The 12,388-nt window shown below is 51.3% G+C and carries 10 protein-coding genes; 5 read left to right on the top strand and 5 right to left on the bottom strand.

What is annotated here, in order from left to right; genetic code table 11:
* Positions 1-373 precede the first annotated feature (373 nt).
* Both guaA and guaB read right to left on the bottom strand, forming a co-directional pair.
* Complete coding sequence (gene guaA / locus AGRI_RS14575) at positions 374-1,951, bottom strand: glutamine-hydrolyzing GMP synthase (protein ID WP_008608957.1); 1,578 nt, start codon at positions 1,949-1,951, stop codon at positions 374-376.
* A gap of 106 nt (positions 1,952-2,057) precedes the next feature.
* Entirely contained in the window at positions 2,058-3,527 is a 1,470-nt protein-coding gene (gene guaB, locus AGRI_RS14570; protein WP_008985651.1) for an IMP dehydrogenase, read from the bottom strand.
* A gap of 152 nt (positions 3,528-3,679) precedes the next feature.
* On the opposite strand from guaB, the gene xseA reads away from it, so the two are divergent.
* The gene (gene xseA / locus AGRI_RS14565) at positions 3,680-5,017 is read left to right on the top strand and encodes an exodeoxyribonuclease VII large subunit (RefSeq protein ID WP_008985650.1); all 1,338 of its coding nucleotides are present in this window, start codon (positions 3,680-3,682) and stop codon (positions 5,015-5,017) included.
* Between the two features lie 73 nt (positions 5,018-5,090).
* On the opposite strand, the gene AGRI_RS14560 is transcribed toward xseA, so the two are convergent.
* Positions 5,091-6,140, bottom strand: coding sequence for an NAD(P)-dependent alcohol dehydrogenase (locus AGRI_RS14560; protein WP_008985649.1), 1,050 nt, complete (start codon positions 6,138-6,140; stop codon positions 5,091-5,093).
* Positions 6,141-6,421: 281 nt separating this feature from the next.
* Here AGRI_RS14560 and AGRI_RS14555 point away from each other — a divergent pair, with 281 nt between their 5' ends.
* From AGRI_RS14555 to AGRI_RS16235, 4 genes are all read left to right on the top strand, one after another.
* Positions 6,422-7,066, top strand: a complete 645-nt coding sequence (locus tag AGRI_RS14555; protein ID WP_008985648.1) for a DsbA family oxidoreductase — start codon at positions 6,422-6,424, stop codon at positions 7,064-7,066.
* Between the two features lies 1 nt (position 7,067).
* On the top strand, positions 7,068-8,279 hold the full coding sequence (locus AGRI_RS14550) for a GGDEF domain-containing protein (protein ID WP_008985647.1): 1,212 nt from the start codon (positions 7,068-7,070) through the stop codon (positions 8,277-8,279).
* 34 nt (positions 8,280-8,313) lie between these two features.
* Positions 8,314-8,916 carry a gamma-glutamylcyclotransferase gene (locus AGRI_RS14545; RefSeq protein WP_008985646.1) on the top strand — a complete coding sequence of 201 codons (603 nt, stop codon included), beginning with the start codon at positions 8,314-8,316 and terminating at the stop codon, positions 8,914-8,916.
* Between the two features lie 84 nt (positions 8,917-9,000).
* The gene (locus AGRI_RS16235) at positions 9,001-10,338 is read left to right on the top strand and encodes a TonB family protein (protein WP_008985645.1); all 1,338 of its coding nucleotides are present in this window, start codon (positions 9,001-9,003) and stop codon (positions 10,336-10,338) included.
* A gap of 52 nt (positions 10,339-10,390) precedes the next feature.
* Here AGRI_RS16235 and AGRI_RS14535 read toward each other — a convergent pair whose 3' ends face one another.
* Both AGRI_RS14535 and AGRI_RS14530 read right to left on the bottom strand, forming a co-directional pair.
* Positions 10,391-11,293, bottom strand: a complete 903-nt coding sequence (locus AGRI_RS14535) for a DUF4824 family protein (protein ID WP_008985644.1) — start codon at positions 11,291-11,293, stop codon at positions 10,391-10,393.
* A complete protein-coding gene (locus AGRI_RS14530) occupies positions 11,286-12,383 on the bottom strand; it encodes a DUF2157 domain-containing protein (RefSeq protein WP_008985643.1) in 1,098 nt (365 codons plus the stop codon). The genes AGRI_RS14535 and AGRI_RS14530 overlap by 8 nt, the downstream gene beginning before the upstream one ends.
* Between the last annotated feature and the right edge of the window lie 5 nt (positions 12,384-12,388).

Genomic DNA, 12,388 nt, shown 5'->3' with positions numbered 1-12,388 from the left:
GTCCTGGGTTTGGGTAGCGTTGAGATTGGTGCTGCTATCACTATCTCAGAATGGACTCCGGTACGGCGAGCGTACCGGAGTCCTGGGTTTGGGGTAGCGTTGAGATTGGCGCTGCTATCACTATCGCAGAATGGACTGCGGTACAGCGCGCGTACCGGAGTCCTGGATTTGAGGTAGCGTTAAGATTGGTGCTGCTATCACTATCGCAGGATGGACTCCGGTACGGCGGGCGTACCGGAGTCCTGGATCGGGGTAACGATAAGATTGGTGCTGCTATCACTATCGCAGGATGGACTCCGGTACGGCTAGCGTACCGGAGTCCTGGGTTTGGGGTAGTGTTTAGAATGGCGTTACGATTTTGACAACGCCAAAATTATTCCCATTCGATGGTTGCTGGTGGCTTGCCTGAGATATCGTAGACTACGCGGCTAATACCATTGATCTCGTTAATAATCCGGTTCGATACCTTACCCAGTAACTCATATGGCAGGTGTGCCCAGTGTGCGGTCATAAAGTCGATGGTTTCTACCGCGCGTAGCGAAATTACCCAGTCGTACTTACGGGCATCGCCCATTACACCTACCGATTTAACCGGCAGGAACACGGCGAACGCCTGGCTCACTTTATTGTACAGATCGGCTTTATGCAGCTCTTCGATAAAGATTGCATCGGCACGGCGCAGTAAGTCGCAGTATTCTTTTTTGATTTCGCCCAGTACCCGCACCCCTAAACCTGGTCCCGGGAACGGGTGACGGTACAGCATATCGTACGGTAAGCCCAGCTCTAAACCGACTTTGCGCACTTCGTCTTTAAACAGTTCGCGCAGTGGCTCGACTAAGCCCAGCTTCATATGCTCCGGCAAGCCGCCGACGTTATGGTGCGATTTAATCACATGGGCTTTACCGGTTGCGGAACCGGCGGATTCAATCACATCCGGATAGATAGTGCCCTGTGCCAGCCATTTGGCATTGCTCAGCTTTTGCGCTTGTTCGTCGAACACTTCAACAAAGACGCGGCCGATAATTTTCCGCTTCGCTTCCGGCTCATCCACGCCGGCTAAGGCCGACAGGAAACGCTGCTCGGCATCGACTTTGATAATATTTAAACCAAAGTGATCGCCAAACATATCCATGACTTGCTTGCCTTCGTTAAGGCGCAGCAGGCCGTTATCAACAAAGACACAGGTCAGGTTTTTGCCGATAGCACGGTGCAGCAGCATGGCAACCACGGAGCTGTCGACACCACCGGATAAGCCCAGGATCACCTGATCATCACCGATTTGCTGTTTTAAGCGTACGATGGCATCTTCAATAATCGAGGCTGGCGTCCACAGCTTGTCACAGCCACAGATATCCACCACAAAATGCTCCAGCATCCGCAGGCCCTGGCGGGTATGGGTGACTTCAGGGTGGAACTGTACACCGTAGAACTGCCGCGCTTCGTCCGCCATGGCGGCATGCGGGCAGGTTGGGGTTTGGGCAATAGTGGTAAAACCGGCTGGGATCTGTACCACTTTATCGCCGTGGCTCATCCACACATCTAACAAGGCATTGCCGTTAGCGCCGATATGGTCTTCAATTTTGGCGAACAGTTCATTTGGCGCCAGCACTTCGACCTGGGCATAACCAAACTCACGCTCCTCTGAGCCCTGCACCTTACCGCCCAGCTGCTCTGCCATGGTTTGCATACCATAGCACACGCCCAGTACCGGCACGCCCGCTTCGAATACATAAGCCGGTGCCCGTGGTGAGCCGGCTTCGGTAACGCTTTCCGGGCCGCCAGATAAGATAATACCGGTTGGATTAAAATCGCGGATTTGGGCTTCGGTCACATCCCAGGCCCACAGCTCGCAGTAAACGCCGATTTCGCGCACCCGGCGGGCAATCAGCTGGGTATATTGCGAACCAAAGTCGAGGATCAGAATACGATGATGATGAATATTTTTGTTCATAGTAACCTTGTATGCTCAGGCGGCTGGCTTGCGCCAGCCGGATTCGGGTATTGGCTTTGCGAAAACGCCAAGCTAACCTAAACGCTAAATTTACCTAACCGCCAACTTAACCCAAACGGTAGTTCGGTGCTTCTTTGGTGATCTGCACATCATGCACATGCGACTCGCCCATACCGGCGGCTGTCACTTTGACAAAGCTGGGCTTGGTGCGCAGGGTATCGATATCCGGTGAACCGGTTAAGCCCATCGCAGAGCGCAGGCCACCCATTTGCTGATGGATAATGGTTTCAATCGGGCCTTTATAGGCAACACGGCCTTCAATGCCTTCCGGTACCAGTTTTTCCGCGTTGTTGCTGCCCTGGAAATAGCGGTCAGAGGAACCGTTACGCTGCGCCATCGCACCTAACGAGCCCATACCGCGGTAAGATTTGTAGTAGCGGCCCTGATAGAGTTCAACTTCGCCCGGCGCTTCTTCAGTACCGGCAAACATCGAGCCTACCATTACACAGTTAGCGCCAGCCACTAAGGCTTTGGCAATGTCACCAGAGAAACGGATGCCGCCATCGGCGATAATGCAAACGTCGGTGCCTTTTACCCCTTCTACTGCATCAGAAATGGCCGTAATTTGCGGTACACCACAGCCGGTAACAATACGGGTAGTACAGATTGAACCCGGACCGATACCCACTTTCACTGCATTGGCACCGGCTTCGGCCAGCGCCTTAGCGCCTTCTGCCGTTGCCACATTACCGGCAACAATTTGCAAATCCGGATACTGGGCGCGGGTTTGTTTAACGCGGTCAATGACACCTTGCGAGTGGCCATGTGAGGTATCAATCAGCAGGATATCAACACCGGCTTCTACCAGAGCGGCAATGCGCTCGTCAGTGCCGGGGCCTACACCCACTGCCGCACCGACCCGTAACCGGCCTAATTCATCTTTACAGGCATTTGGCTTACTGGCGGCTTTGTAGTAGTCACGCACGGTGATCAAGCCTTTCAGTTTAAAGTGATCATCCACCACCAGTACCTTCTCGATACGGTGTTGATGCATCAGCTTCAGTGCCTGCTCGCGTGGGGCATTTTCATTTACGGTCACCAGACGCTCACGCGGCGTCATGACATCGGTCACTTTCGCCTGCAGATTAGCTTCAAAGCTCATATCCCGGCCGGTAACGATGCCGACTAATTCACCCTGTTTATCCAGTACCGGAAAGCCGGAGAAACCATGCTGCTGCGCCAGTGCCTGCACGTCACGTACCGTCATCTCAGCAGAGGCTGTTACCGGATCAGATACCACACCGCTTTCGTACTTTTTCACTTTACGTACGTTGGCAGCCTGCTCTTCAATGGTCATATTTTTATGAATAAAACCGATACCGCCTTCCTGCGCCAGCGCAATGGCCAGCCGGGCTTCGGTAACCGTATCCATAGAAGCGGATACCATCGGGATATTCAGCGTGATTGAGGCGGTAAGTTTAGTGCGTAATTCCGCAGTGTGGGGTAAAACACTAGAGTGTGCCGGTACTAATAACACGTCGTCAAAAGTAAGGGCTTCTTTGATGATCCTGAGCATTGCAACAATCTCGCTTTCTGGGTGAAATGATAGGGAATGTTGCGGTGCAATTTTAGCGCAAAGCGGGCTTTAGGACAAAGGCTTTTTTTCTTTTTGTCAGGTAGCCCCACTCTGGGTACACTAGTAGCCTGGTTGCTTAACTGAATGACGCTATGCAAAACCCGGATATTTATACGGTATCACGCCTGAATTCTGAAGTACGACTGACGCTGGAGTTGCAGTTTCAGCAACTATGGCTGGTTGGCGAAGTATCAAACTTTGTCGCGGCCGCCTCCGGCCACTGGTATTTCAGCCTCAAAGATCAGGCGGCACAGGTTAAGGTAGCGATGTTTAAGCAAGCCAACCGCTATGCCACTGTCAGGCCGCAAAATGGTCAGCAAGTGCTGATCCGGGCCCGGATTAGTGTTTATGAGCCGCGTGGTGAATATCAGTTGCTGGCCGAATTTATTGAACCGGCCGGTGCTGGCCTGTTAAAACAACAGTTTGAACAACTTAAAGCCAAACTGGCAGCCGAGGGCTTATTTGCCCCTGAACGGAAAAGGCCGTTACCTGCCAATCCGCGGCGTGTGGGGGTGATTACCTCGCCTACCGGTGCCGCCGTCCGCGATATTATTACCGTGCTGGCGCGCCGGGCGCCGGGAATTGAGCTGATTATTTATCCTTGTCAGGTGCAGGGGGAAACCGCCGCTGCCCAGCTTCGAAATATGCTCAGTACCGCGATAAGACGCAACGAAGTCGATGTGCTGATTATCGGCCGCGGCGGCGGCTCGATTGAAGATCTCTGGTGTTTTAATGATGAAGCCCTGGCCCGTGCTGTGGCCGACTGTCCGATCCCGATTGTCAGTGCAGTGGGCCACGAAATTGATTTTGCGCTAACCGATTTTGTCGCCGATGTGCGGGCCGCCACGCCATCGGCCGCGGCAGAGCTGGTATCACCGGACCAAAGCCAGTATCTGACGGCGTTAACACAGCTGCAGCAACGCCTTAGCCGTGCTGTACGCCGGCAACTGGCGCAGCAGCAACCACGTTTAATGCAACTGCAACAACGGCTGCAGCAACTGCATCCACAGCGGCGGCTGGAGCAACAGCAGCAGCGGCTGGATGAATTACAGCTGCGTTTGCAACGGCGGATGCAGCAACAACTGCAAACCGCGCGGCGGCAACACAGTTATTTACAACAAAGCTTGCAGCATTTATCGCCGGCCAAGGCCATTAAGCAGCAACAACTGCAGTTACAGCAGCTGGCAAAGCGTTTACAGCAGGCGCAGTTGCAGCAACTAAAACAGCATAAATTCAATTTAATACAACTGAGTAAACAACTGCATACGGTCAGCCCTCTGGCTACTTTAGCTCGGGGCTATAGTATCGCCTTTGATGCTCAGCAACAGGTAGTTACTCGTAACTCGCAGTTAGCGCCTGGTGATAAAGTCACGGTTAAGCTGGCCGAAGGGGCCTTTGAAGCTGAGGTGAAAAAACTTACCACACAATAACCACAGCTAATAACAGTGCTGGCAACATTGGACACAGCTGCATTTGCAGCCTGTGTCCGCAGCGCTTATTTGCTTAGTTCGGGTTGAGGGAGGCCATATCAATTACAAAACGACGAGCTAAGTCGCCTTCTTTTAATCGACTAAAGGCCTCATTGATCTGGTCCATGCGAATCATCTCGCAATCAGGATAAACATCATGCTCGGCACAGAAGTTCAAAACTTCCTGTGTTTCAGCAATACCACCAATTAATGATCCTGCAATTCGCCGCCGCCCCATAATTAACGGAATGGTCATCAGCTCATTTAGCGGACCAACCTGCCCGACGATCACCAGAGTGCCATCAACATCCAGCAGCGGTGTGTAAATACTTACATCATGTTTGACTGGTACTGTATCAATAATTAAATCAAAGGCGCTAGCGGCAGCGTTCATCGCTGCAGTATCAGATGAAATCAGCATGGCTTTCGCACCCATAGCGATGGCTTGCGCTTTTTTCTGATCTGAGCGGCTAATGACGGTTACCTCAGCACCCATCGCATGAGCCAATTTCACCGCCATATGCCCCAGGCCCCCTAACCCAACTACCCCAACCCGGCTGCCGCGGCCGACCTGCCAGGTACGAAGTGGCGAATAGGTGGTGATACCAGCACAGAGAATAGGGGCGGCCTTTGCCAGATCCATGTTTTCCGGAATTCGCAGCACAAACTCTTCCCGCACGACGATGTGCTTAGAGTAGCCACCCTGAGTAATAACACCATCAACACGATCCGGCGCGCCATAGGTCGGGGTGATACCGGTACGACAATATTGTTCCGCATGCTTTTCGCACTGATCACACTGCTGGCAGCTATCAACCAAACAGCCAACCGCCACCCGGTCTCCCTCTTTATAATGTACTACCGCAGATCCGACAGCCTGCACTCTGCCCACAATCTCATGTCCCGGGATTAACGGATACGGCTGTGGCCCCCAATCGCCATTTACAGTATGTAAATCTGAGTGACAGACACCACAAAATAAAATCTCAATGGCGACATCATTAGGCCGCAAGGCCCGCCGCTCAAAATGATAAGGGGCCATAACTGCATCAGTAGAAAAAGCTGCATAACCAATTGTTTTCATGTGATTTCATCCAAAGATTAGTTTAGATACTGCAGCATTAGCACTTTGCTTTTGCTCATCGCGCGAGTGCGGTGTTAGGTTGAAGAATAGAGGCCATACTATCAAACAGCAAGCTAACAGCGGCGCTGTTACTAAAATAACGACCCAGAATGTGCATGCCCGCTCTACGGTTTTAACGTTATACTGCGTTTATTAAAAAGCTGGGCGCCAGCTCAACCTCAGGGTAATGGTGGTAATGAGTATCACCCCAACCTGTTAAGTGACTATAAGAGAACCCCAAAATGGTTAATCTAAAAATTGATCTTGTCTCCGATATCGCCTGCCCCTGGTGCGCTGTGGGTTATGCCCGCTTAGAGCGCGCTTTGGCCAGTCTGCCTGAACTTAAGATTGAACTGGAATGGCATGCCTTTGAGCTCAATCCGGATAAAAACGCGCCGCAAGAGCCGATCCTGCCAGCGCTAAGCCGTAAATACGGTAAATCCGAAGCCGAGATGCGGCAAAGTCAGGCTTACATTATGGAAGTGGCGGCAGAGCTTGGCTTAAATTTCAGCAAGATGCAGCAGCGCTTTACCTGCAATACCTTTGATGCACACCGGCTGGTGAAATGGGCAGAGACGCAAGGCCAGGCGACGGCAATGAAAATGGCATTATTTAACGCCTATTTTGGTGAGGCTGCCGATGTCTCCAGGCATCAGGTGCTGCTCGACTGTGTGGCTAAACTGGGGTTAGATGTGACAACGGCAGCGCAAATTCTGGCCTCAGATGCCTACAGCGAGCAGGTACAACAGGATATCGCCCGCTATCAGCATGCTGGCATTTCTTCCGTGCCGGCCTTTATTATCAATAATAAATACCTGATTTCCGGCGCCCAGGAGCCGCAACAACTGGCGGCAGCGCTGCGGCAAATCGCCGCTCAGGTCAGCTAGCATGCATCTGCCGACAGTTATCACCCTGGCGTTAACCACCAATTTAACTGTCGGTCTTTATCTTTATTTGCTGTACCGCCGCAAACCTAAGGATCGCTGTTTTAAGCTTTGGGCCTATTCATGCGGCAGTTTTGTGTTGGGCTCGGCGTTGGTGGTGCTTCGGCCCTACCCGCTACCGCCCTGGCTCAGCTTCTTTATTGCCGATAGCCTGTTATTGTTGGCGCCGGTTTATGTACTCGCCGGCTTAGTACAATTTTCCCGTTTTCGCTACACCAGAAAGCGCCGCCAACAAGCAATTTGGCTGCTTACTCTGGCGCTGTTACTGATGTTACTCAGTTATCAGCATCCCGGCTTGCTTAGCCTGGTCGCCGCGATCTCGATCGGCATCACATTCTGCCTTTGCGCGGGTTTACTGCAAAAATCGGTGATCACCGAGCCGACTTTTACCCGTACCCTGCAAGGCGTCTTTATTAGCCATGCGATTGTGATGTTTATCCAGGCGACGCTGGTGCTGATGAATTGGCAGCAACTGAATCTGCATGGCTTGCCGGAGGCGTCAATTTACACCTTACTTAGCCATATTCTGCTGACAACGCTAACTGCTTTACTGCTGCCCTGGTTAAGCTTTTTAAAGTTGGAACGCAAACTGACGCTAAAATCCCAACGCGATGGTTTAACCCGGCTGGCCAACCGCGAGCATTTTTTCTATCAACTTGAGCGTTACTGGCGACAGTATCCGACAACCCCCGCTGCCGTTATGATGATCGATATCGATTTTTTTAAGCGTATTAACGATACTTTTGGTCATGCGGTGGGAGACAAGGCCATAACAGCAGTTGCCAGGCTGCTGTCAAAGCAATTACGCAGCAACGATATTATTGGCAGGATCGGCGGTGAGGAATATGCCGCGCTACTTATTGATATCGACCAACAAACGGCGTTAAAAGTCGGGCAGCGTTTATGCCAACAGGTAGCACAACAGCTGGTATGGCTTGACGAGGATCAGGTTAACCTGACCATCAGTATTGGTATGGTGCATGTTATCCCCACAGAACATCCGGCAATGGAGGCGGTTAAGCGGGCTGATGAGGCTTTATATGCCAGCAAACAGGCCGGCCGCAATACCGTTACTCAGGCTAGCTTCTCAACTGACAACAGGCCTGGCGACCAAGCAATACCCGAACCATTGCCATACTCAAATACGATGAAATAAACCCGGATTACTACGCGGATAACGCAGAAACTTTATGCCTGTTAATACCATCGCCTTAAACCAACAACGCCAACCCTTAGATCATCTGAATACGGTATGGCTGTTCGGTTATGGGTCTTTAATTTATAAAACCGATTTTCCCTATCTCGCTTGCCGGCCGGCCTGTATTTATGGCTGGCAGCGCCGCTTCTGGCAAGGTTCGCACGATCACCGTGGTACGCCAGAGGCACCGGGCCGGGTTGTTACCCTGGTGGAAGCGGCCGCTAAGCGCTGTGTTGGTATGGCGTATCAGGTAACACCGGATACCTTTGCCCATTTAGATCAACGGGAGAAAAACGGCTATCTGCGCTTTTTTACCGAACTACACTGGCTGGATAACGCAGGTTCCCACTCCACAGCGGATAGCTCAGGCATCGAGCAAGGCGTGGTCTATATTGCCAATCCGGATAATGCCGCCTATTTAGGGCCGGCACCGGAAGCCGATATTGCCAGACAGATTGCCAAAAGCCATGGCCCGAGCGGCGCCAATAGCGAGTATTTGCTGCAACTGGCGCAGGCACTGCGCCAACTTAATGAGCAGGATGAACATGTATTTACGCTGGAGCAGCTGCTGTTAGGGTTAAAAAATCACGATTAAACTACAATTAAATTACTTTTGTACTTAACAATTGCTTGGCCTATATTAAGATAAAACATCAGTTTGCTGAAACGGACATTCTTAATGAAAAAGGTACTCTTTATTGCTCTGGCCGTTGCAATGGCCAGTCCAATACAAGCAGACTGGGCGCAGGCAATAAAAGCTCATCAAACTCAAAATTATCAAGCAGCTAAAGAGCATTTTCAAAAGCTAATCCCTTATGGTCATGCAGACGCCGCCTTTAACCTGGCTTTGATGTATCTTCAGGGAGAGGGCGTCAGTGCTGATGAGAGTATGGCTATTGCCTACTTTACTTTGGCGGAAAAATTGGGGCATCACGGCACGGCTGAGGGATTAGCTCAATTACGTCAGTTAGTAAGCGCTGAACAACTCGCCCTGGCGGAGCAACATTTCCTGACTTTAGCACAGCATGCGAAGTGGTGGTTGTTGCCTGAGCAAGGTCCGGCGAAAACAGTGTACCTGCCCGCCCGGCTCAAAGGGGATTACCCGATTTATCCAATAAATGCGTTTAAAGCCGGGGTGGTAGGTTACGTCAATGTGCGCTTTTTAGTAGATGAACAGGGAAAGGTTGCCACCGCTGATGTACTGGATGCCTATCCGGAACATACCTTCAACAAAAGCGCGCTGAGGGCGATTAAAGATTGGCAGTTCGAAGCGACCGGGGAAAAGTATATTCGGTTCTGGCGTTTTGACTTTAAGTTAAATGAGACCTTAGATATCGATGCTGTCGCTGCGCTAATCGAACAACATCAACTCTGGCGGGGTGCCTGGCTTGGCTCTTCGCACCATCAATTTTTGCTCGCCAGTTTGTTAGAGCTGCTGGATACGCAGAAAGATCTGCTAATTGTTGTTGATCCAACTTTACCGGTTGAGAAGGAGCTAGACCTAACGGTTTTCACACCGAAAGCTAAAGTCAGGGCGAATTTTGCTGGCTTTGTCGGTCATGCTGAGGTGCAGGTGGCTGCTGATGGTACTATTACCGAACAATTCAATGTCCATTTTGCTGCCGAAAATACGCTGGAATCGTTAATTGGTCTGAAATTATCGGGCAAGCCTGATGCAACTTATCGATATCGGCTCAGCAAAGCATCGACAAGTTCGCGGCGACCAATAAATGTCATACCCATAGTAACAATTCCCGCCAGTTTAACGTCTCGTTTTTGGTGGGAGAAAGCGGCAAGAAACGGAAGCAAATCAGCACAGCGAATTATCGCTGTGTATGATGAACGTTGGGCGCAAATTTTGATTGCTGAACAAGATGCTGAGACGATGGCATGGTTTGCGGGCAGAACTATTATAAATGGCGAATATCAGGCCGGCCACGAGCTCCTAGATGCGGCTATCGCCAAAGATTATCCGACCGCGCATGAACTTAAAAAACACTTACAAAGTATGCCATAACACTGCTTCTTGATTAACCTGACGGCGCCACTTTCCTTGCAGTGAAATATCGCTAATCTGAAACAGCGCCTGATGCTAGCGCCAAATTCGCAATCCAGGGCTCTGCAAAACGGCCATAGTACACCTGAGCCTGAAAGCGAATTTTCTGTTGACGATCGGTATCTATTGGCAAGCGTTGCGCATACGGCTTGGCCACATAAAGCGACTGCACCGCCAAGCGGTTTATCAGCACTTCGGGCTGTTTTTCTGCTTTATCGTCCTGACACCAGGTATAGCTAAGCTGGATATCTGCCGGCACTAGCAATAGCTGACCGGCTGTCGGCCCACTATGTTTTGCCAGTGTTTGCTGTAATAAGTTGCGGTCGGCGGCGGCATCAATCACAAAGAGGCGGGTTGCCTCCTCGCGGGCAACCCGCCATTGCTCTTCGGCACGTTGCTGCTGCTCCTGCCGGCGTTTTGCTGCTGCCTGCAGCCTGTCCTGTGCCAAGCCCGTATTTAACTCCGCAGCCGCTTCTGCTGCCAGCCGTTGTTGTATCACAGCATAATGTTGTTCCGCTTGTTTCAGGTAGTCCTGATAACTCTGACCATTAAACTCCAGCAACACCCAGCCTGAACGCTGTTGCCGCTGATAGCCATCTGTGCAGCTACCGAATCGAAAACTGGCAAACTGCGGCTGCTGCAACCTTAGGATACGTTGTTGCTGCCGAGACAAATATTGCCAGTCATCCTCGTTTGGCGTTAGCCAGGGCGTGGTCCAGGCGATATTAAGGCGTAATGATGAATCTTCTTTGGCCATACCCCAGTGGTATGGCACGTCAAGCTCCCGCTCACTCAGCGTCAGCTCAGCCACAACCACACTGCGGTTTAGCCAGACTTTGCCAAGGATAAAAGCGTTGACGCCCAGTACGGTTATCACCGCTAACAGTAGCAGCTTTTTTGCCTCTGGCTTAGACATTGGCCACCTCATCTGGCTTGGCTGCGGTTTGTACCACCAGCCGTAACCGGTTAAAGATTAACAGTGCCAGAATGGCGGTCAGCCCCAACAGGAAAAAGAACAGGTACTTCGGTAACCAGTGCCACCACCAGTCAAAAAACTTGGTATACAGGAACAACGCGAAGAACACATTACCAGTGAGCATTAACTTTGCGGCCTGTTGCCGGATACCGTACAGCACCAGCAAAGCACTGCAAACAAAACCCAGCACCTGATACAGCCCCTCAATAACGCCATGCGACCAGGGTAAATAACTGACACTGCCCCAGTTCGCCAGGATCAGTACCGCAATAAAAAACACGACTGCCGCCAAAATCTGGTACAGCGCGGCAAACCCCTCATAGCGCTGCTGCTTAAATTTAAGCGGCAACACAAAGAATAACAGACTGGTTAGCAGAAAATGCTCCGGATATTCGCCGGTCGACACCCAGTAATTTCCCATCCAGCTGCCAAAGCGGGCGCCAATAAACAAATAACAGCAGAGCATGCCCGCCGCCAACAGCAGACGCACCCGCAGGGTGTAAGCCAACATAAAGGCATAGAGCGCAAAGACGGCAAAAGCATTTGGCGAGGCCGGTAAATTAAAAATACTGCCCAGCATCACAATATTCAGCACCCAGGCCGCAAACGACACCAGCGCGGCTAACTTGGCATAATAGCCGGTGCGGTCAACCCGTTGCAGCCAACTGACCAGCGCTAAACTTAATAAGGGCGCGCTGATTAGGATGCCAACCTGCAGTGGCGTGTCAAAGTAGCCCCAATACTGATAAAACAAAAAGAATAAACTCGCCGCCAGCGCCACAGCACCTAAAAAGGAGACGATTTGCATGCCCAAAGATAAATGACTGGCTTGTGCGCTCAGATCAATATCCTGACTCTGCTGTAATTGCTGTAACACTGCTTGGTGATAGCGCTGAATTTGCTGACTGGCGTTGTCGTCCAGTTGGAGGATGCCTTGTTCAGACAACAACTGCTGCTCGGCCTGAAAGGCGCGGATTTGATTAACGCGAGCCTGAGCCTGAGTTTTATTTATTGAAGAATGTGTATCCAAGATAG

It is taken from the genome of Alishewanella agri BL06, assembly GCF_000272005.1.
GTDB classification, from domain to species: Bacteria; Pseudomonadota; Gammaproteobacteria; order Enterobacterales; family Alteromonadaceae; genus Alishewanella; species Alishewanella agri.
The sequence above is the reverse complement of the archived record's forward strand: the minus strand, read 5'-3'. Positions and strand labels throughout refer to the sequence as shown.

Bases quoted from the DNA above. Each gene is read 5' to 3' on its own strand.
- guaA (WP_008608957.1), bottom strand. From the start codon at position 1,951: ATGAACAAAAATATTCATCATCATCGTATTCTGATCCTCGACTTTGGT.
- guaB (WP_008985651.1), bottom strand. From the start codon at position 3,527: ATGCTCAGGATCATCAAAGAAGCCCTTACTTTTGACGACGTGTTATTA.
- xseA (WP_008985650.1), top strand. From the start codon at position 3,680: ATGCAAAACCCGGATATTTATACGGTATCACGCCTGAATTCTGAAGTA.
- AGRI_RS14560 (WP_008985649.1), bottom strand. From the start codon at position 6,140: ATGAAAACAATTGGTTATGCAGCTTTTTCTACTGATGCAGTTATGGCC.
- AGRI_RS14555 (WP_008985648.1), top strand. From the start codon at position 6,422: ATGGTTAATCTAAAAATTGATCTTGTCTCCGATATCGCCTGCCCCTGG.
- AGRI_RS14550 (WP_008985647.1), top strand. From the start codon at position 7,068: ATGCATCTGCCGACAGTTATCACCCTGGCGTTAACCACCAATTTAACT.
- AGRI_RS14545 (WP_008985646.1), top strand. From the start codon at position 8,314: ATGCCTGTTAATACCATCGCCTTAAACCAACAACGCCAACCCTTAGAT.
- AGRI_RS16235 (WP_008985645.1), top strand. From the start codon at position 9,001: ATGAAAAAGGTACTCTTTATTGCTCTGGCCGTTGCAATGGCCAGTCCA.
- AGRI_RS14535 (WP_008985644.1), bottom strand. From the start codon at position 11,293: ATGTCTAAGCCAGAGGCAAAAAAGCTGCTACTGTTAGCGGTGATAACC.